This window comes from uncultured Aquimarina sp. (assembly GCF_947495315.1).
In the GTDB taxonomy this organism is placed as follows: Bacteria; Bacteroidota; Bacteroidia; order Flavobacteriales; family Flavobacteriaceae; genus Aquimarina.
The window spans coordinates 415,859-437,197 of record NZ_CANLYD010000003.1 but is presented as its reverse complement, the minus strand read 5'-3'; the positions used below and the strand labels follow the sequence as shown (position 1 = coordinate 437,197).

The window sequence follows — 21,339 nt, the reverse complement described above, 5'->3', positions numbered from 1 at the left end:
GAGCATGACGAGACTTTTATGTGTATGCATACTTTTGTGGAGTATATCTGTTTTTTCGCAAGAAAAAGCAAACATCATTGATGCTGAAAACAAACCACTGTCTCAGATAATTCCTTCTTTAGAAAAACAATTCGATGTAAAATTCTCATATATCGATGCAACTATTATTAATAAATTAGTATCTCTACAAACTAATACCGAAACTAGCTTAGAAGATGTTATTGATACTCTCGAGCAACAATCGAAATTAAAGTTTGAAGTCACAGGAGAAAATTTTATTACAATTAGAAAATACTCTAAAAAAGATACCGTTAGCGTTTGCGGTTATATTTATAATGAAAACTCAGAACCCTTAGAAAAAATCAGAGTTTTCTTTAAAGCCTCCAGAACCAATATTACTACAAACGAAAAAGGATATTTTCAGAATAAAGAAGTTCCTTTTAATTCAGCAATTTTAATCAGCGCACCGGGATTTAGACAGAAAGTTTTAAATACCACAGAATTTGATGATAAAAACGACTGTATTAAGATCTACCTTACCAATACTATTGAAACACTCGATGAAGTCATTATCCAGGAATACCTTACCAAAGGAATTACTCAAAACAAAAAAGTAGTGAATATCGATCTAAAGGATATTGAGATACTACCTGGGCTTACAGAACCAGACATTTTACAAAGTATCCAATTGACTCCTGGTGTTAATAGTCCATTCGAAACTGCATCGGGATTATATGTACGTGGTAGTGCTCCTAATCAAAACCTAGTACTTTGGAACGGTATCAAAACATACCATCAAGGACACTTTTTTGGTATGTTATCCGCTTTTAATCCTTATGTAGTAAAAGAAGTTGATTTTTCGAAAAGTGGAGTAAGCGCTAAATACGGAGATAGAATCTCTGGGGTGATTGATATCAAAACTGAAAATGAGGTTGCAGAACGTTTTACTGGAGGGGCCGGTTTTAATATGATCAATGCGGATGCTGTCGTTCACGCTCCAATTATAAAGGATAAAGTATCACTACAAGTATCCGGAAGACGTTCATATACTGATGTTTTGGAAACATTTACTTATAAGCAATTTGCGGATCGCGTTTTTCAGAATACAACCATCGCAGAGACTAACCCACTTAATGAAGCTAAAAATGATTTTTTCTACGCGGATTATAATGCTAATTTAATTGCCAAACTTTCAGATTTTGATAAAATTGAAGCGAATGCACTTTATAGCAAAAATGATCTTGATTTTAAGCGAAGTGACGATCTTATGTCTTTTAATGATGACTTAATAACTGAGAACGAAGGATACAACATAAGCTGGAAACATATCTGGAATAATAATTTTAGTGTTAAAACCAGCGGATATTACACGAGATATTTACTAAACTATCAATTCATAACCGAAGAATCAGGAACCACAACCGAAATAGAAAGCAAAAAGAATAGCGTAAAGGATTTTGGCACGGCTTTAGACCTTAATTATTCATTATCTGATAACCATAAGATTCTTGGTGGGTATCAATTTTCTAATAATACAATTAAGTATGCATTTGTAACGACTACTCCAACATATGAATTAATTTTGGATCAAGATGATCGTTTTCTGAATACACACGCAGTCTATGGCGAATATAAATACGAAACTCCTAAAAACTTCTATCTTTCTGCCGGGTTGCGTTTGAACCACTACGCAGAATTAGACAAATCATGTATTGAACCTCGTATTTTCATACAAAAAAACTTATCAAAGTATTGGGAAGTTAATGCCACGGGAGAATATCGAAGTCAGGCTGTCAGTCAGATCAGAGAATCTGTAGTTAGTGATCTATCCTTAGAAAACCAAATATGGACATTAGCCAACAAAGAACAATTCCCGATAATCAGCAGTTATCAATTTACTGTAGGAAGTAGTTTTAAGAAAAATAAATGGTATTTTGATATAGACACATATTACAAACAAATAGATGATATCACTTCGCTAACTGCTGGTTTCATTAATCCAATTGACAACACCTATCATACTGGCGAAAGTAGGGTTTATGGAATTGATTTTTTCCTAAAAAAACATTTTAAAAACTACAAAACCTGGGTAAGTTATTCTTATATCAATACTCAAAATAAATTTGATGATATCAATAACAATGAATCTTTTCCGGGTAACTGGAATATAGAACATACCGTAAAATGGTCCCACTTCTATAAGATCAATGACTTTCAATTCTCTTTAGGTTGGCTCTGGCATACCGGTAAAGCTTTTACTAATGTTTCTGGTGTTGATGAAAGTGGAAATCTGGTATTATTGGATTTTGGAGAAATCAATGGTAATAATCTTCCAGTATATCATAGACTTGATTTTTCTGCCATTTATGATTTTAAAATAAGATCGACGTCTAATGTTAGATATCGATTAGGGTTGTCTGTTCTGAATCTTTATGATCGGGAAAATTTATTGAACCGAGAATTTAGAACTACTAATTCATTGGATAATCGATTTATAAATTCGGATATTTTTGCTTTGGGCATTACTCCAAATCTAAGTTTTAGAGTGTTTTGGTAGTATGTATCGATAAACATTAAAAACAAAAAACCATCCACATAAGGCGGATGGTTTTGAATACTATTATAATAATATATTCTATTCTTAGAACTGCTCTCTTCCTGAGAAATGGAAAGCACCTTCGATAGCAGCATTATCATCACTATCACTTCCGTGAACAGCATTCTCACTGATAGAAGTAGCAAATTTCTTACGGATAGTTCCTTCTGCAGCTTCTTCTGGATTTGTAGCACCAATTAAGGTTCTAAAATCTTCTACAGCATTTTCCTTTTCAAGAATTGCTGCCACGATTGGACCACTAGTCATATACTCTACTAATTCTCCATAAAAAGGACGCTCACTGTGTACTGCGTAAAACGCTTTAGCATCATCAGTAGTTAATTGCGTTAATTTCATTGCTACAATTCTAAAACCTGAAGCAGTGATTTGTTCAAGGATCGCACCGATGTAGCCTTTTCTTACCGCATCTGGCTTAAGCATTGTAAAAGTTCTATTTGTTGCCATTTTTAAAATTTGATTTTTATCTTATTTCCTTTTAAAAGGAAACTTTATTCTTTTAATATTTCTTTTGACCATTTTGGCCAAATGCAAAATTTTGTGCAAAAGTATAGATAAAAGCATCAAAAACAAGAAATATCCTCAGAAAGTACTGTCTTTTCCAAAATCAAATCGAAAAACTCTAATTTTTAAGATATTGTTGCACTATTTCCTGTAATATGATATTATTTTCACCTCACATCTGCATAGTTACTTCTTGGGTATCAAAATTGAATTATAAAATCCAAAAACTTGCCGTAAAACTACCTCTCCTACTCTATATTGATTAGGTTCTCCGCTATATCTTGTATACGCATGTGCTAATCCACTAGAGGTAAGATTTACTAATGGGTATGGTAATCCCGATAAATTTGTTTTTGAAAATTCCAAAAGCAACAATAAAATCAGAAGTGTCGCTTTGTGGTATTGTTTGACAAAAGGCACAATGAATTCTAAAAAATAATATAAAAAATATACCGTTTTGGGTTTTGATTTTAGAATGAATTAGAACTCCATAAAATTAAGAATTCCTTTATTACCATATTATTAATTAATAGTATATTCGCTGATCTATGAATACTAGTGAGATTAAAGAAATAAAGGTGCTTTTGAGCACTCCAAAAAAGATTGTTATTATCCCTCATAAAAATCCAGATGGAGATGCTATTGGGTCTACCTTAGCATTACATCATTACCTGTCTGGATTAGGTCATCATTCTACTGTTATTACACCTAATGATTACCCAAACTTTTTAAAATGGATTCCAGGAGAGAATACCATTATAAAATATGATAGTGATAATGGTCTTGCAGTATCTAAAATTAAAGAGGCAGATATTATTTTCACCTTAGATTTCAATCATTTCTCCAGGACTGGAAATATGGAAAATGTTTTGACCCAAACTGATACTACATTTATTATGATTGATCATCACCAGCAACCGGATGATTACGCTACATATACTTACAGTGACGTTGGTATGAGTTCTACTTGCCAAATGATCTATCATTTTATAGAAAAGTTAGATGATCTCGATAGAATAAATGCTGATATCGCTACTTGTATTTATATTGGTATTATGACGGATACGGGTTCATTTCGATTTAGATCCACAACCAGTACCACACATAGAGTAATTGCAGATTTAATTGATCGCGGAGCTGATAATACCAGAATCCACGAAAATATTTACGATACCAATTCGTACTCCAGATTGCAATTGCAAGGAGTAGCTTTAAAGAATTTAAAAGTACTTCCGGAATATAAAACTGCTTATATCACGTTATCACAAAAAGAATTAGATGACCATAATTTTAAGAAAGGTGATACAGAGGCATTCGTTAATATGGGGTTATCTCTAGAAGGAATGGTTTTTGCATTGATTTTTATTGAAAACAAAGGCGAAAATATTATAAAAATCTCTCTACGTTCTAAGGGTGATTTTTCTGTAAATGAATTTTCCAGAAATCATTTTGAAGGAGGTGGTCATCACAACGCTGCAGGCGGAAAAAGCAATCTTTCTCTTGAGGAAACTGTTGAGAAATTTATTAGTATCTTACCCTCCTATAAAAATGCCCTAAATCCATGAGACATTTTCTTCTATCCTTAAGTGTTTTAACGCTGTTTTTTTCTTGTAAAGCACCAGAAGCAAGGAAACCGATTAGTATTTCATCAGGGTCATTTATTAATGAATCAATAAATAGGAATAAAGAGCTCAGTGCTAGAGAAGAAGCAAGGATTCAAAAAATTATTAAAGAAGATTCATTAAACAATTATATTTCATCAGATGGTGGTTTCTGGTATTATTACGAGAAAAAAGATACCATTTCTTCTATTACACCAAAGTTTGGTGATATTGTAAATTTCAATTATGATGTAAAAAATCTAAATGGTACTATCATCTATAATCAAAAAGAGCTAGATACTGTGAACTATTCTATTGATCAGGAAGATCTTTTTTTTGGATTAAGAGAAGGCTTAAAACTAATGAAAGAAGGAGAAATAGTAACATTTTTGTTCCCATCTTACCAGGCTTACGGTTATTATGGGGATGATCATAAGATTGGGACAAATATTCCGTTAATATCAAGAGTAACACTTAATAAAATCACAAAACAATCAACAAAAGAAAATTAAACCTTAACAAAAAAATGAAAAAACTAAATCTTTTATTTTTAGCACTTATCGCCCTTACTTTTACTAATTGCGAAGAAAAATACCCTGAACTTGGAGATGGAATCTATGCAGAAATTATTACCAATAAAGGGACTACTATTGCAAAATTACACCATGAAGCAACACCGTTAACCGTAGCTAATTTTGTTTCTCTTGCAGAGGGAACCAATACTTTGGTAGATAGTTTATATAAAGGAAAAAAATATTATAACGGCATCATATTCCATAGAATTATAAAAGATTTTATGATCCAGACGGGAGACCCTCTAGGAAAAGGAACGGGAGATCCAGGATACAAATTCCCAGATGAAATTGTAGACTCATTGACTCACAAGTCTAAAGGTATCTTGTCTATGGCTAATTCTGGTCCAGCTACAAACGGAAGCCAATTTTTTATTACTCTTAAAGAAACTCCTTGGTTAAATGGTAAGCATACGGTATTTGGTGAAATCATTTCCGGACAAGATGTGGTAGATAGTATTGGAGTGGTAGAAACAAAGAAACCGGGAGACAAACCAGTTTCTGAAGTAAAAATGCAGCAAGTAAATATCATTAGAAAAGGAAAGAGTGCTAAAGCATTTGATGCTAATGCAGTTTTTGAAGGAAAATTAAAAGCCTTAGAAGAAGAGAAAATAGAAAAAGAAAGAATTCAAAAAGAACAAAATGCTAAAACAGCTGCTAGATATAATGAATTAAAAGAAAAGGCAACAAAACTAGAAAGTGGTTTAGAAATATATTTCCTTAATAAAGGAGATGGAACACAACCTAAACAAGGACAAATAGTGAGTCTTTACTATCAAGGATACTTCACTGACGGAAGAGTATTTGATACAAATATCGAAGAATTAGCAAAAGAATTGGGAACTTGGGATCATCGTAGAGCAAGCGACCCAAGAGGATATGCTCCTATGCAAATGCCATATTCTCCGGATGCTCAAATGATTGCTGGATTCAAAGAAGGTGTACAACAAATGAAAGTAGGAGATAAAGCTGTTATATTCGTTCCTTCTCATTTAGGATATGGAGAAAGAGGTAGAAGACCTATCCCTCCTAATACAGATTTGATTTTCGAACTTGATTTACTTGGAATCAAAGGAGAAAAATAAAATTATAAAAAGGCATCTCAATTGAATTGAGATGCCTTTTCTTTTTTGGTAAAAATCCAAATACTATTTATTTCACAGGAATGTTTTGTAAAATTTCCTTTACAAAACCCCAATACTTTTGAGCAGAAGAAATACTAGCCCGCTCATCAGGCGAATGCGCACCTAAAATAGTAGGGCCAAAAGATATCATATCCATATCAGGATAATTTTGACCTAAAATACCACATTCCAACCCTGCGTGACAAGCAGCAACATGAGCTTTTTTTCCATTTACTTTTTGGTACAATTCATCTAGTACCTTCAGTATTGCAGAATTCATATTTGGTGCCCAACCTGGATAATCTCCATCCGTTGTAACCTCACATCCTATTAATTCGAAAGTTGCTCTTAGTTTGTTAACCAAATCTAATTTGGTAGATTCTGCACTACTTCTAGTCAAACATTCGATCTTAATATTACCACTACCAATAGTTACTTTGGCTATATTATTAGAAGTTTCTACCAAATCAGGAATAGATAAACTCATTGCATAAACTCCGTTATGAGCTGCATACAAAGATTTCAGAACACCTTCCTGAACTCCTAATTCCATTACCTTATTTGGTAAATCAACACTATTCAATTCAATTGACAAGTTTGGATCAACCAAAGAGAGTTCTTTTTTTATAATAGAAACTAATTCTCCAGTTTCAAATTTAAAAGCTTCAGAATGTATGGTATCAACTACTATGGTAGCAAAACTTTCTCTCGGAATTGCATTTCGCAAACTACCTCCTTTAATTTCGTGAATTCTAAGTCCAAAATTCTCAAAACCATCAAACAATAATCTATTCATAATTTTATTGGCATTACCCAATCCTTTATGAATATCCATCCCAGAGTGTCCACCGTTCAGGCCAGTTACTGAAATAGTATATGCTGTTTTCCCTTCTTCAATCCCTTCTTCTCTATATGTTCGTTCGGCAGTTACATCAACCCCTCCTGCGCAACCTACGCCAATTTCATCATCTTCCTCAGTATCTAAGTTTAATAAAATGTCTCCTTGTAGCCAATTTGGTTTTAACCCCATTGCTCCAGTCATTCCTGTTTCTTCGTCAATTGTAAACAAAGCTTCAATAGCAGGGTGAGCAATATCGTTAGATTCGAGAATAGCCATAATAGTTGCTACGCCTAATCCATTATCAGCTCCTAAAGTAGTTCCTCTGGCTCTTACCCAATCACCATCGACATACATTTCTATTCCCTGTGTATCAAAATCAAAAACAGTATCCGCATTTTTTTGATGCACCATATCCAGGTGAGATTGCATTACCACAGTTTTTCTATTCTCCATACCCAATGTGGCAGGTTTTTTAATCAAAACATTACCAACTTCATCTACTTCTACCGGTAATCCTAATGAATTTCCGAAGTCCTTCATAAAAGCAATTACGCGTTCTTCTTTTTTAGAAGGCCTTGGAACGGCATTAAGATCTGCAAATTTATTCCAGAGTTCTTTAGGCTCCAGATTTCTTATTTCTGAATTCATATGTGTATTGTATTTTAGCAAATGTACATTATGAAAATCTTAATTCAAATGATATATTAAATGTTGTAGCTTTACATCATACTATATTTGATTATATGCAATCCAAAACAAAATTATACCTTACTATTCTGCTTCCGATACAGATTATAATTATTAAGATATTATCTTTCTTTCCAGGATTTGTTGATCAGTTTTATAGCAATGGTTTATTTGTATATACCTCTAAAGCGTTACGATATGCTTTTGGATGGCTTCCGTTTTCTTTTGGAGATATTGGTTATAGTATTTTAATTGTACTCCTGATCCGATTTCTATTCAAAAAAGTGTTTCGAAAAAAAGTACAATGGAAATCAGTATTATTAGAAACAGGAGCAACGCTGTCCATAGTCTATGGATGTTTTCATCTCTTATGGGGAATGAATTACTATAGATTACCGATGCATGAAATATTAGAGATCAACGACCAATATACTGAAGATGAACTTTTTTTAGTTTCAGAAAAATTAATTAAAAAGGCGAATTTAATCCATGCCAACTTAGAACCTAACGATTCGTTGCCTATAGTGATGCCTTATAGCAAAGATGAAATTTTCGAAAAAACAATCCCAGCGTATCAGCAACTTAATCATATTTTTCCAACTATTAATTATTATCCAAAAAGTATTAAAACATCCTTATTAAGTTTACCTCTGACATATATGGGATTTAGTGGCTATCTTAATCCAATTACGAATGAAGCTCAGGTCAATGGATTAATTGTTAATTACAAAGCACCTACTACAAGCTGTCACGAAGAAGCCCATCAATTAGGCTTTGCTAAGGAAAATGAAGCTAACTTCATAGCGGCTTTGACCACAATGAATTATAACGATCCTTATTTTAAGTACAGTGGAACGACATTTGCTCTCAAGTTTTGTCTAAATGATCTGTACCTTAGAGATGAGCAAAAGGCTTTTTGTTTAATAGAAAAGTTAAGACCCGGAATTCGAAAAAACTATCAAGAAGTGAATGAATTCTGGATGAGTTATCAAAATCCATTGGAACCAATTTTTAAAAGTACCTACGACACTTACTTAAAAGCAAATAACCAACCTAAAGGTATGGAAACCTATAGCTATGTAGTTGCTTTATTAGTGAACTACTATAAAGACAAGTTATAGATATCATACGCTGCAAGGCTGTTGCACCTTCTTTTTAGTTGTTAAAAAAGTATTAATTAAAAGCCTATTTCTATCGCAACAGCTATCTTTAAAACCAATTCATCTTTACACTAACTCTTATGAAAAAACTATTATTATCACTCTTAGTGATATTTATGGGGTTTACTCTTAATGCTCAAGAATATTTCCCAAAAAATGATGGCGTAAAAACGTCTAACTCTAATTACACTGTTTTCACCAATGCAATAATTCATACATCTCCAGAAACAGAGATCAAGAATGGTATATTGATAATCCAAAAAGGAAAAATCATACAAGTAGGAACTTCTCTTACAATCCCGAAAAATAGTATCGTAATTGATTTACAAGGAAAACATATCTATGCTTCCTTTATTGACCCTTATACGAATTTTGGTATAAAAAAACCTGAGAAACAAGGAAATCCTTTTGGAGGAAACCCTCAGTATGATGCCTCCAGAGAAGGATATTATTGGAATGATCATATTCGTCCGGAAACAAATCCACTTAAAGACTTCTCGTATGATAAAAAGAAAGCTGAAAAGTATATTAAAGAAGGATTTGGAACATTAAACACACATATGCCTGATGGAATCATTAGAGGAACTGGTCTATTGGTTGCTCTAAACAATCATGGTACTGAAGGTGAACGCTTGATTAGTGACGCATCTTCACAACTTCTTTCTTTTTCTAAAAGTGCTAAAAGCAAGCAATTATACCCAACTTCTTTGATGGGGTCTATGGCCTTATTAAGACAAGTATATCTAGATGCTAGTTGGTATGCCAAAGGAAATACAAATAACAAGGATTTATCATTAGAAGCTTTAAACAGGAATAAAAATCTTCCTCAAATTTTTGAAGCTGGAAGTAGAATTAACGGTTTTAGAGCAGATAAAGTAGGAGATGAATTTAATATCCAATATATAATTGTTGGTGGTGGAGATGAATATGCAAGGATCGACAAAGTAAAAGCTACAAATGCTAAGTATATCCTTCCACTAGATTTCCCAGAAGCTTATGATGTATCAGATCCGTATATGGCCAAATTGGTAAGCCTAGGCGATATGCGTCATTGGAATCAAGCTCCGACTAATCCATCTGTTCTTGCTAAAAATGGGATACAATTTTCCTTAACAACACATAAACTAAAAAAAATAGAAGATCTTACAACCAGAATAGAAAAGGCAATTGAACATGGTTTAGATAAGCAAACAGCCTTGGCATCTTTAACAACTATTCCTGCTCAGATTCTGGGTAAAGGCGATATACTTGGAGCTATTAAGAAAGGAGCATACGCAAACTTCTTGATTACAAGTCAAGAGCTATTTTCTAAAGACAATGTTATTTATGAAAACTGGGTACAGGGTCATAAAAATATTGTTAATGATATGAATACTACAGATATTAATGGCAAGTATGACTTAACGCTTGCTGGAAAAACATATGAGCTATCCATATCTGGAAAACCTGCTAAACCAAAAGCTGAAGTAAAGTTTGGTGAAACTAAACTGGGAAGTAAGATTACTTATAAAGATGACTGGGTATCCATAACGTTTACAGGTATTGACACTACAAAAACACAATATACCAGAATCGTTACTACCATTAATAATAATCCAAAATTTTGGACCGGAAAAGCTATTCTTCCTAATGGTGCTGAAACAACCTTCACAGCAAAACAAAAACCTAAAGAAGATACCGAAAAGAATGAAAAGAAACCAGAGGATAAAAAAGAGGCTCCAAAAGTACTTCCTATTACGTATCCTAATATTGCCTATGGAACTAGTAAATTACCCAAATCTGAAAATCTCTTATTTAAAAATGCTACAGTTTGGACAAATGAATCCGAAGGAATTCTAATGGAGACCGATGTACTGGTTAAAGATGGAAAAATTGCAGCAATAGGTAAAAACCTTAACTCCGGAAATGCTAAAGTTATTGACGCAACTGGAAAACACTTAACTAGTGGTATTGTAGACGAACACTCACATATTGCGGCCGCTGCTATAAATGAAGCTGGTCATAACTCTACTGCAGAAGTGACGATAGAAGATGTTGTATCTCCTGATGATATTAATATGTATCGTAATCTAGCTGGTGGAGTAACATCTATCCAGATTCTTCATGGTTCTGCTAACCCAATTGGTGGAAGATCGGCAATTCTTAAATTAAAATGGGGAGAAAGTGCAGAAAATCTAATCTACAATAACTCTCCAAAGTTTATCAAGTTTGCATTAGGAGAAAATGTAAAGCAAAGTAATTGGGGTGATAGAGAAAGAGTACGTTTTCCACAAACTCGTATGGGAGTAGAACAACTCTATATTGATTATTTCACTCGTGCTAAGGAATATGAGCAACTAAAAAATAGTGGAAAACCATATCGCAAGGATATAGAAATGGAAACTCTTGTAGAAATTCTTAATGGTAAACGTTATATCAGTTGCCATTCTTACGTGCAAAGTGAGATTAATATGTTAATGAAGGTTGCTGAGAAATTCAATTTTAGAATAAATACATTCACACATATTTTAGAAGGCTATAAACTTGCCGATAAAATGGCTGCTCATGGTGTTGGAGGATCTACGTTCTCTGACTGGTGGGCATATAAGTACGAGGTGAATGATGCAATTCCTTACAATGCTACAATCATGCACAACCAAGGAGTTACAGTAGCTATTAATAGTGATGATGGTGAAATGTCCAGAAGATTAAATCAAGAAGCTGCAAAGTCTGTAAAATATGGAGGTGTTAGTGAAGAAGATGCCTGGAAATTTGTCACACTAAACCCTGCTAAACTTTTACATATTGATGACCGTGTAGGAAGTATTAAAGTAGGTAAAGATGCAGATGTAGTGCTATGGACAGATCATCCATTATCTATTTACGCAAAAGCTGAAAAAACAATTATTGAAGGAGCTATATACTTCGATCTGGAAAAAGACAAAACCAACAGAAAAGCTATTGCTAAAGAGCGAAATCAATTATCTACAATGTTATTAAAGGCTAAAAACAATGGTTTAAAGACACAGCCACCAAAGAAAAAGGAAAAACAACATTTTCACTGCGATACTGTAGAACATATCCACTAAACACCAATTAAAAAATGAAAAACTTATCATATATAATGTTGTTGCTAATAGTTGCATTCGGAAATGTAACAGCACAGCAAACTCCTGCTAAGTCTCAAACTGAAGCAATTACAATCACTGGTGCAACGGCACACATAGGTAATGGCGAAGTTATCGAGAATAGTATCATAATTTTTGAAAACGGAAAAATAACCAATATTGGTGTTAATGGAAGTGCTACTGCTAAAGGAAAAGTAATTGATGCTTCTGGAAAACATGTGTATCCTGGATTTATAGCTCCTAATTCAACTTTAGGACTTGTAGAAATAGGTGCTGTAAGAGCGACCGATGACGATAGTGAAATAGGTGGTTTCAATCCTCATATTCGTAGTATTATTGCTTATAATGCAGAAAGTAAGATCGTGGAGAGTATGAGGCCTAATGGAGTACTAATTGCTCAAACTACACCTCGTGGTGGTTGGATTTCCGGAACTTCTTCTATCGTACAATTAGATGCATGGAATTGGGAAGATGCTGCGCTAAAAACTGATGATGGTATACATCTTAATTGGCCAAGTCCTTTTACCAGAGGAAGATGGTGGCTCGGTGAAGATCCAGGTTTTAAACCAAATAAAAAATACACAGAACAAGTTATAGAAATCAATGATTATCTGTATCAAGTCAAAGCAACTATTCAATCAAACTCAGGTAAAAAACACTTACCTCATCTGGCAATGGCTAAAATCTTTGACGGTTCTCAAACATTGTTCATCCATGTCAGTCCAGAAAAAGCAATTCTAGATGTATTAAGTTTTATAAAAGAACAAGGAATCAAAAAGGTCGTTTTGGTTCATGCTGATGAAGCATACAAAGTAGCGAATCAATTAAAACAGGAAAATATTCCTGTATTACTAACCAGAACTCACTCTACTCCGAATTATGAAGATGATGACTATGACTTGCCATACAAAAATGCAAAAACATTAATGGATGCTGGTGTATTAGTTGCCTTAGAAAATAGTGGTCAGATGGAGCGTGCTAATGCTCGTAATCTTCCTTTTCAAGCAGGAACAGTTGCTGCTCATGGATTGGACAAAGAAAAAGCATTACAATTAATTACTGGCAATACTGCTAAAATATTAGGTATTGATGACATGGTAGGTACATTAGAGGTAGGAAAAGATGCGACCTTGTTTATTAGTATCGGTGACGCTTTAGATATGCGAACAAATCAATTAGAAAAAGCTTTCATTCAAGGTAGAGATATCAGTTTAGAAAGTCATCAAACTAAACTATGGAAGCGGTACAATAATAAATACAGTAAATAATTAAGTATACTGACGAGTACTAAATAAAATAGAGGCGCTTTTATCAAGCGCCTCTATTTTATTTAAATTCCTAGCTTTACCATTTGATGCTCACTTTTGTATTTTAGTGCTACCGTAACTCTTACCGACTCGTATATTTCATCTCCTCCTTTTGATCTCCAAGCTGCTTTAACCCCCTCTTTTATTAACCAGGAAAATGAAGGTGTATATGTTGGTCTAGGCACTAGATGCATTGCGTTAGAAGCTTCTAGCGCTTCTGCATACATTTCTGCTGCTAAATCGCCTAAATCATCAGTTACATTGTACTCTGAAATTGTATTATTAGGATAAAAAAAGTTTAAGATTTCTACGACCATTTGGTCATTATGTATAGAACTCATTGAATAAAGTTTTAAGAGATTAAAAAATGATTAACTATTTCGTGTATACAAATTTTGCAAATTTTAACCTCAAATTTCACCCTGTTTTCAGTGAAATGTTATTCCCTATTTTCGAGTATATTAACTTTTAAATTCCTTCATATCCTGAAGCGCACTGACCAACATATTTACATGATTTAGTGTACAACTTTCTCCCATTATACCTATACGCCATATCTTACCGGTAAAGTCACCTAGCCCTCCTCCTACTTCGATATTATAATCATTTAGTAGCCTTTTTCGTAGTAATGCTTCATCATTTCCTTCAGGTAAAAAAACCGCATTTAAATTAGGTAACCTATATTGTTCTTCTACCAAATATTTAAATCCTAAATTCTCCAATTTGGTTTTTAAAACCTGATGAACATCTTTATGCCTTTTCCATCTATTTTCTAGTCCCTCTTCTAAAACAATTCTAAGAGATTCTCTTAACGCATAAACGGAGGAAACTGGAGCTGTGTGGTGATATGCACGTTTGGCACCACCCCAATAGTTTTTCACTAAACTTAAATCCAGAAACCAGCTTTGTACTTTTGTTTTTCTATTTTCTAAAGCCTTCAATGCATTATCCGAAAAACTAACAGGAGACAATCCTGGAGGCGCACTTAGATTTTTTTGTGTACCAGTATATATTGCATCAATATTCCAATCATCTACTCTTAATTCCATTCCACAATATGAAGTCACTGCATCCACCATCAATAATCCACCTGCATTATGTACCAAGTCGCTTATTTCTTTTAATGGCTGTAGTGCTCCGGTAGAAGTTTCTGCGTGAACCAACGCTACTAATTTTGGTTTCTTACATACATCTAATGCCTTTTTAATATCTTCAGGAGTAATTACAGTTCCCCACTTTACCTCAACCTTATGAACTTTTGCACCACATCTTTCTCCTATATCGGCCATTCTGCCTCCAAACACACCATTAATACAAATGATAGCTTCGTCTCCTGGTTCTAATAAATTGACCAAACAGGTTTCCATACCTGCACTTCCCGGAGCAGAAACAACAAATGTCATATTATTTTGAGTCATAAAAGTTTCCTGCACCATCGTCTTAACCTCATCCATAATGGTTACAAATTCTGGATCCAGATGACCAATTAATGGGGTTGACATTGCTTTTAGCACTCTAGGATGAGCATCCGATGGTCCTGGCCCCATCAATATCCTGTTGCTTGTAGTAAGTTCTGTATACATAGAATTGGTTTTTGCGTGTGTTACTATATCGTTTTCGTAAATAGAATTAAATAAAGGATATAAAATTAGCTAATTCTAAAAATGTGCTTAACGTGACTTTATAATATTCTTGTTAAAAAGCCTACCTAAAATGATTATTTCGCAATATGAATGTTAAATGGAAGTGAAAAATCACCATATCCTAAAAATGATATGGTGATTTTTGCGAAAAAAAATTTTTGATTTATAAAAAAGAGCCCTATTACTAATAGCAATAGGGCTTTGTAAAACAACTTTTCTTTTTCAATGTTGATACTTCTTACATAGTATCTTCTTTCTTTTCTTTTGATTTACTAAATATAGATGAATCCATTTTTTCTGAACTTGCAGAAGCATTCACAAAATTTCTTTCACTTTTGACATCACCAACAACACCTTCTTTATATGCTCTCCATTTTAATGTTTTAGGAAGTAACAAGCCATTAACATCATTCCAGTCAGTATATTCTATTAAACTTATCTTTTCACTACTTTCTTTACTAAAAAACGTTACCGTATACCCTAAGTATTTCATCTTATAGGAATCAGCTTCATAATACAAGAAATAATTATCTTTTGGAGAATCTCCAATCTCTTTTCCATAGGATATTTTATAACCTGGATACGACACATCACCTACTTTAAGATCATCAACTTTTTCATAAGAAATACCTTCATCTCCCAACACAAAAGGCATTGCATAAAAATAGAACATAAGGTTATGATAAAAACGAGGGTTTCCCTTGAAATAAGTAGAATCTTGTTCGATCCAAGCCTCTTCTCCATCAAAACCTAATACAAATTTGTCTGTTTCTATTCGAGCATGTCTAGTCTTAAGATCAGTAGTGTGCTTTTCATTACCTTCTGGATTAGAAAGTTCAAAAACAAGTGTGTTTTGCTGATCAAAAGCTTGAATTCCACCATGAGCCTTAAAAACGGTGGTTATATCTGTTGGGAAATCTTTAGAACGATCAGAAATAGTTACTTCAACTTTCTCTTCTACAACAATTTCTTTTTCTGTTTTAGGTGTTTCTTTACAAGAAAATAAAACTCCTAAAGTTAGAGCGATTAGTGTTATTTTTTTCATTTTTAAATGTAAGGTTATAGTTTAAGTATACAATAGTCGTATCACATTCACAACCTTACAAACAATAATCCATTACTTCTTACTCTTCACTATTTTGCCTGCTTCATACACATGACTTTTATCAGAAAAAGTATAGTTTTTATCATTATATCTAAAGGTAGTTACATCTGCTCCTTCTACAATTTTACCATTAAAAAAAACATGAGATGCATCTTTAGCATATCCATATGATAATTCTTTAAATGAAGGTGCATCAGCCTCATCGATTATTAAACCCTCATAAAAAATGTGATTGTCTATTTTTAAAAGGGAAGAATCATCAAAAAATGTAATTTCATTACTATTTTTAAAAGGAAGCTTTATCACTTCTTGTATATAATCACCCCCTCTATAGGTAAGATAGAAATAAATATTCTCATCGTCTCTTATATGAGAGCTTGTTAGGGAAACTATTTCTGAAATATTAGCACCATCAATTTTCAATAGAGGTTCTCCATATTGATAGTGGTAAACTCCTTTAACATCTTTACAGAACTGATCATTAATGATTTCAAAAGATCCATGATCTACTTCCGTACATTTTTCATTATTACGGTAAATAAAGTTTTTATCTTTTGCAAAATTATAACTGAGTTGCTCATAAGTCTGAGCATCTGCTCCTTCCAAAATTTTAAATCCTTCGGCTTCTGAATTATCTAAATAGTATAAATCATCAACTAAAATAAAGACATGATTCTTATCTATTGGCATAAAACCATATTTCACTTCGAAAGAAGGAACATCTACAGGAGTATTTATGACTCTGGATTTAAAATAAGCGTGATTTGCATCCTTCGCATAATCTCTACCCAAAACTTGAAAAGTAGGAAGATCTACTTCCATTTCATTCTTGCCCAGTGAAAACCAATTCCCCATCGGACTATATACGATACCTTTATTATCTCTTGTGTAATAATAAGAATCAGATAATTCTTCATTCACTACTTTCCCAAAAGGATTAAAAAAACGATATACTCCATAGATACATAAAGCACCTATTGATATGAACAAAATAGCGACTATCATTATGACCTTTTTTACCATTGGACCAAAGCTACAAAATGTCGTATACTTACATCACCCTATAAACCGTGATTTCATAGTTTAATGGAAATAGAAATTGAAAACAATTAAGTTTTTTGTTTTTTCTTTTTAGCAGCGGGAAAAAGAACATTATTAAGAATTAAACGATATCCAGGAGAATTAGGGTGTAATTCTAGTTCTGTTTTTGGATCTCCTACTCTATGCTGGTAATCTTCGGGATCGTGACCACCATAAAAAGTAAAGAAACCTTTTCCTTTGATTCCATGAATGTATCTAGCTTCATTATTAGTTCTGTTTTCTCCCAAAACTAATACATTAGATTTTATTTCGCTAGGGTCATATGCAGTGGTCTGCCCCATAAATCCTTTTACCAACGCAGTGTGATTCTGACAAAGCATTGTAGGAATTGGATCCCATTTTGCCGAAAAATCCATTAGTGTAAAATAATCCGTAGTTTTAGAAATACGACGTTTCCTGGTCATATCAATAGAAGAAAACTCATATACATTAGGGCTACGTTCTAATGTAAAATCCTTAAATGCAAATGTTTTATTATAATCAATTTTAGATTGGTATCCAGGCTCACTCGGATCTCCATCAAACATTGGTTCACATATATCTACTCCTTCTGCCGCTAATGCTATCTCAAAACTATCTGTTGCGCTACACATAGCAAACATAAAACCACCTCCAACAACATAATCTCTAATTTTTAGAGCAACGCCTAATTTTTCTTGAGAAACTTTTTGATATCCCAAATCATTTGCTAATTTTTCTGCTTGAGCTTTTTCTCTTATGTACCAAGGTGCTGCTCTGTATGAAGAATAAAACTTGCCATACTGTCCCGTAAAATCTTCGTGATGTAGATGTAACCAATCAAATAGTATTAAATTATCTTCTAATACCTCTTTATCGTATACCGTTTCATAAGGGATTTCTGCAAAAGTAAGTACCATGGTTACTGCATCATCCCAAGGTTGATTTCCTTTTGGAGAATATACTGCTATCTTTGGGGCTTTTTCTAGTACAACGGCCTCCATATTCTTAGATGGGCTACTAATTTCTGCTAAAATTTCCTCTGTATTGGAATCACTTAACACTTCATATGAAACTCCTCTAATCGTACATTCTTTTCTGATATCTTCTGTATCGGGTAAAAGAAAGGAGCCACCTCTATAATTAAGCAACCATTTTACTTTAAGATCTTTACTCAATGTCCAATAGGTAATTCCATAAGCTTTTAAATGATTTTGCTGACTTTCAGCATCCATAGGTATCAATACATACGAAGCATATGATTGAAATGAAAGAAAAAACAAAAAAATATAAATCAAAAACTTATACATGTTTTTAGAAAGGAACGTCATCATCATTGTTAGAATCATTTATGCTACTCCCAAAAGCTTCATCGGCACTAGGAAGATGGTTTGTACTAAACGGATCTTCTTCTTCTTTTCCATCGTTCATTTTAGAATGAAACTCGAAAGGAGTACTAAAGTCATCTAAGTTATCAAATTTACCTAAGTGACCAATGAACTTTAACCTAATATTTTCTAAACCACCATTACGGTGTTTCGCTACAATAAATTCTCCTTGTCCTTGTGTAGGAGATCTTTCTTCATCATCCCATTCATCTATCTTATAATATTCTGGTCTAAATATAAATGCCACAATATCTGCATCTTGTTCAATAGCTCCAGATTCCCTTAAGTCACTTAATAATGGTCGTTTACTTCCTCCACGAGTTTCTACAGCACGTGATAGCTGTGATAATGCAATAACCGGTATATTCAATTCTTTCGCTAATGCCTTAAGGTTACGCGAAATTGTCGAAATTTCTTGTTCACGATTTCCATTCTTACCACTTCCTCCTGCAGTCATTAATTGTAAATAATCAATTACGATCATTTTTATACCATGTTGAGAAGAAAGACGACGTGCTTTTGCTCTCAAATCAAAAATGGAAAGAGAAGGTGTATCATCAATAAAAAGTGGTGCTTTTTCTAAATCTTTAACCTTCACATTCAGCTGTTCCCACTCATGCTTTTCTAACTTACCCGTACGTAATTTTTCTGAAGAAAGCCCGGTTTCTGAGGAAATCAAACGGGTAATTAGCTGTACCGAAGACATCTCTAATGAGAAGAACGCAACTGGGATATTAGCTCCAACGGCCATATTTCTGGCCATCGATAATGTCAAAGCTGTTTTACCCATACCAGGACGTGCTGCAACAATAATTAAATCACTAGGCTGCCAACCGGAAGTAAGTTTATCTAATTTATCAAAACCAGAAGGTACTCCACTCATTCCTTCTTTATTAGATATTTCCTGAATTTTTTTCTTGGCCTGGATTACCAAATTCTGGGCAGTTTCTGTAGATCTTTTAATATTTCCCTGAGTTACCTCATATAACCTAGATTCTGCCATATCCAAAAGATCAAAAACATCAGTGGTCTCGTCATAGGACTCTTCTATGATTTCGTTTGATATTTTGATCAGACTACGCTGAATATATTTCTGCAAAATTATACGTGCATGAAACTCGATGTGTGCAGAAGATGCTACCTTTTGGGTTAATTGTATAAGATAAAATTCCCCACCTGCTAATTCTAGTTTTGCGTCCTTCTTAAGTTGACTAGAAACCGTTAATAAGTCTATTGGTTCTGAATTTTCGAAGAGTTTGTAGATTGCTTCAAAAATGTATTTATGAGACTCTCGGTAAAATACATCAGGATTAAGAATGTCAATAATTTCATCAACCCCTTTCTTATCAATCATCATTGCTCCAAGCACAACTTCCTCTAAATCAGTTGCTTGAGGAGGTATTTTTCCTTTTTCCAGCGAAATTACGTTCCCCCGACCGTAATTAGATTGCTGAGTTTGCTGTACTTTTTCCATAACTACGAATGTAAAAAAATTGTAAAGAGGTGGACCTTATACAAAGGTAATGAATGTTCACCGGTCTTCAACAAATGAACTGTTGATAACTTAATTATATTGTTAATAAGCATAAAAAAATCCGAAGTCAAAAACTTCAGATTTTTGTGTCAAGTGATTTATTAGGGGTTAGCCTTTAAAGACTCCCATATTTGCATATTTATCCATACGCTTTTCGACCAATTCTTCTGGTGATAAGTTTTTCATCTCATCAAAAGACGATAAAATTTTGTCACGTACAGCTTTAAATGTTTTTTCACGATCACTATGTGCTCCACCAAGTGGTTCTCTTACGATTTCATCCACAACTTTAAGTTTAGCACTATCTTTTGCAGTTAATTTTAAAGCTTCTGCTGCTATTTCTTTTTGTTCCCAGCTTCTCCATAATATAGAAGAACAGTTTTCTGGAGAAATTACAGAATACCAAGAATTCTCTAGCATCAATACTTTATCACCTACTCCTATTCCTAATGCTCCACCACTGGCTCCTTCTCCAATAATGATAACAATAATAGGAACTTTAAGACGAGTCATTTCCAGAATATTTCTAGCAATAGCTTCGCCTTGTCCTCTTTCCTCAGCTTCTAGACCTGGATAAGCACCAGGTGTATCTATAAAACTTACTACAGGAATATTAAATTTTTCTGCACTTTTCATTAATCGAAGTGCTTTTCTATATCCTTCTGGATTAGCCATCCCGAAGTTACGATATTGTCTTGTTTTAGTATTATACCCCTTTTGCTGGCCAATAAACATAAAGCTTTGATCACCAATCTTACCAAGACCTCCTATCATTGCCTTATCATCTTTAACATTACGATCTCCGTGTAATTCTAAAAAAGACTCACCACAGATTGCGTTAATGTAATCTAAGGTATACGGCCTAGATGGATGTCTGGACAATTGTACTCTCTGCCAAGCAGTAAGGTTTTTATAAATTTCCTTTTTTGTCTCGTTCAACTTCTTTTCGATTTGCTTACAGGTATCAGTAACATCAACGTCACTCTCTGCTCCTATAGCGCAAGCCTTCTCAAATTGTTCCTCGAGTTCTTTTATGGGGAGTTCAAATTCTAAATATTCCATATCAAGAATATATTTTTATTTTTTAACTAGG

Annotated in this window: 17 protein-coding genes; 7 read left to right on the top strand and 10 right to left on the bottom strand. The window is 33.6% G+C overall.

Annotation, left to right across the window (positions count from 1 at the left end; genetic code table 11):
• Positions 1 to 4 precede the first annotated feature (4 nt).
• A complete protein-coding gene (locus Q0910_RS07810) occupies positions 5 to 2,557 on the top strand; it encodes a TonB-dependent receptor (RefSeq protein WP_299214474.1) in 2,553 nt (850 codons plus the stop codon).
• Positions 2,558 to 2,641: 84 nt separating this feature from the next.
• On the opposite strand, the gene Q0910_RS07805 is transcribed toward Q0910_RS07810, so the two are convergent.
• Positions 2,642 to 3,061: a nucleoside-diphosphate kinase gene (locus Q0910_RS07805; RefSeq protein WP_027395629.1), complete on the bottom strand. Its 420-nt coding sequence runs from the start codon at positions 3,059 to 3,061 to the stop codon at positions 2,642 to 2,644.
• Between the two features lie 243 nt (positions 3,062 to 3,304).
• Positions 3,305 to 3,484, bottom strand: coding sequence for a hypothetical protein (locus tag Q0910_RS07800; RefSeq protein WP_299214472.1), 180 nt, complete (start codon positions 3,482 to 3,484; stop codon positions 3,305 to 3,307).
• Positions 3,485 to 3,666: 182 nt separating this feature from the next.
• Between Q0910_RS07800 and Q0910_RS07795 the strand changes: the two genes are divergently transcribed.
• From Q0910_RS07795 to Q0910_RS07785, 3 genes are read left to right on the top strand one after another with little or no spacing between them, the layout of a single operon-like run.
• Positions 3,667 to 4,683, top strand: a complete 1,017-nt coding sequence (locus tag Q0910_RS07795) for a DHH family phosphoesterase (protein ID WP_299214470.1) — start codon at positions 3,667 to 3,669, stop codon at positions 4,681 to 4,683.
• Entirely contained in the window at positions 4,680 to 5,231 is a 552-nt protein-coding gene (gene gldI, locus Q0910_RS07790; protein WP_299214468.1) for a gliding motility-associated peptidyl-prolyl isomerase GldI, read from the top strand. Before Q0910_RS07795 ends, gldI begins: the two co-directional genes overlap by 4 nt.
• 14 nt (positions 5,232 to 5,245) lie before the next feature.
• Entirely contained in the window at positions 5,246 to 6,376 is a 1,131-nt protein-coding gene (locus tag Q0910_RS07785; RefSeq protein ID WP_299214466.1) for a peptidylprolyl isomerase, read from the top strand.
• Between the two features lie 67 nt (positions 6,377 to 6,443).
• Here the strand turns inward: Q0910_RS07785 and Q0910_RS07780 are convergent, their stop codons facing one another.
• Positions 6,444 to 7,904 (bottom strand): aminoacyl-histidine dipeptidase, encoded by a 1,461-nt coding sequence (locus Q0910_RS07780; protein ID WP_299214464.1) that lies wholly within the window; start codon positions 7,902 to 7,904, stop codon positions 6,444 to 6,446.
• A gap of 95 nt (positions 7,905 to 7,999) precedes the next feature.
• On the opposite strand from Q0910_RS07780, the gene Q0910_RS07775 reads away from it, so the two are divergent.
• The 3 genes from Q0910_RS07775 to Q0910_RS07765 all read left to right on the top strand — a co-directional run bounded on the left by Q0910_RS07775 (position 8,000) and on the right by Q0910_RS07765 (position 13,478).
• Positions 8,000 to 9,064, top strand: coding sequence for a DUF3810 domain-containing protein (locus tag Q0910_RS07775; RefSeq protein ID WP_299214462.1), 1,065 nt, complete (start codon positions 8,000 to 8,002; stop codon positions 9,062 to 9,064).
• A gap of 119 nt (positions 9,065 to 9,183) precedes the next feature.
• On the top strand, positions 9,184 to 12,171 hold the full coding sequence (locus tag Q0910_RS07770) for an amidohydrolase family protein (RefSeq protein WP_299214460.1): 2,988 nt from the start codon (positions 9,184 to 9,186) through the stop codon (positions 12,169 to 12,171).
• A gap of 14 nt (positions 12,172 to 12,185) precedes the next feature.
• On the top strand, positions 12,186 to 13,478 hold the full coding sequence (locus Q0910_RS07765) for an amidohydrolase family protein (protein WP_299214458.1): 1,293 nt from the start codon (positions 12,186 to 12,188) through the stop codon (positions 13,476 to 13,478).
• A 62-nt stretch (positions 13,479 to 13,540) separates the two neighbouring features.
• Here Q0910_RS07765 and Q0910_RS07760 read toward each other — a convergent pair whose 3' ends face one another.
• The 7 genes from Q0910_RS07760 to Q0910_RS07730 all read right to left on the bottom strand — a co-directional run bounded on the left by Q0910_RS07760 (position 13,541) and on the right by Q0910_RS07730 (position 21,308).
• A complete protein-coding gene (locus Q0910_RS07760; protein ID WP_299214456.1) occupies positions 13,541 to 13,858 on the bottom strand; it encodes a hypothetical protein in 318 nt (105 codons plus the stop codon).
• 120 nt (positions 13,859 to 13,978) lie between these two features.
• Positions 13,979 to 15,100 (bottom strand): alanine--glyoxylate aminotransferase family protein, encoded by a 1,122-nt coding sequence (locus Q0910_RS07755; RefSeq protein ID WP_299214454.1) that lies wholly within the window; start codon positions 15,098 to 15,100, stop codon positions 13,979 to 13,981.
• 298 nt (positions 15,101 to 15,398) lie between these two features.
• Positions 15,399 to 16,205 carry a DUF6503 family protein gene (locus Q0910_RS07750; RefSeq protein ID WP_299214452.1) on the bottom strand — a complete coding sequence of 269 codons (807 nt, stop codon included), beginning with the start codon at positions 16,203 to 16,205 and terminating at the stop codon, positions 15,399 to 15,401.
• Between the two features lie 72 nt (positions 16,206 to 16,277).
• Positions 16,278 to 17,270: a DKNYY domain-containing protein gene (locus Q0910_RS07745; RefSeq protein WP_299214450.1), complete on the bottom strand. Its 993-nt coding sequence runs from the start codon at positions 17,268 to 17,270 to the stop codon at positions 16,278 to 16,280.
• Positions 17,271 to 17,374: 104 nt separating this feature from the next.
• Positions 17,375 to 18,634, bottom strand: coding sequence for an asparagine synthetase B (locus Q0910_RS07740; RefSeq protein ID WP_299214448.1), 1,260 nt, complete (start codon positions 18,632 to 18,634; stop codon positions 17,375 to 17,377).
• Positions 18,635 to 18,638: 4 nt separating this feature from the next.
• Positions 18,639 to 20,186, bottom strand: a complete 1,548-nt coding sequence (gene dnaB / locus Q0910_RS07735) for a replicative DNA helicase (RefSeq protein ID WP_299214445.1) — start codon at positions 20,184 to 20,186, stop codon at positions 18,639 to 18,641.
• Between the two features lie 168 nt (positions 20,187 to 20,354).
• Entirely contained in the window at positions 20,355 to 21,308 is a 954-nt protein-coding gene (locus Q0910_RS07730; RefSeq protein WP_298547496.1) for an acetyl-CoA carboxylase carboxyltransferase subunit alpha, read from the bottom strand.
• Positions 21,309 to 21,339 lie beyond the last annotated feature (31 nt).